This is a genomic window from Micromonospora sp. AMSO31t, assembly GCF_008868175.1.
Classification (GTDB): Bacteria; Actinomycetota; Actinomycetes; order Mycobacteriales; family Micromonosporaceae; genus Micromonospora.
This window is the reverse complement of sequence record NZ_WBKT01000345.1, coordinates 1-207: the sequence shown is the minus strand read 5'-3', so window position 1 is coordinate 207 and position 207 is coordinate 1. Positions and strand designations below refer to the sequence as shown.

The window sequence follows — 207 nt, the reverse complement described above, 5'->3', positions numbered from 1 at the left end:
GTTTCCGGTGGTCGTCCACAGCCACGGCCTGCGCAGTCTCCCCGAGCTGCACGCCCCGCTGACGACCCGCTGGGCGGCCGCCGGGTTCGTGGTGGCCGCGCCGGCCTACCCGCGGACCAACCTGCGGTCGCGCAACTTCACCCGGGCCGACGTGCGGAACCAGCCCGCCGACGGCTGGCGGCTGATCCGCCACCTGGTCCGCCTCGA

At 75.4% G+C, this 207-nt stretch carries 1 pseudogene; it reads left to right on the top strand.

Features of this window, described 5'->3' with window-relative positions:
• Window positions 1-207 (top strand): annotated as a pseudogene (locus F8274_RS30875) (alpha/beta hydrolase); the annotation flags it as partial.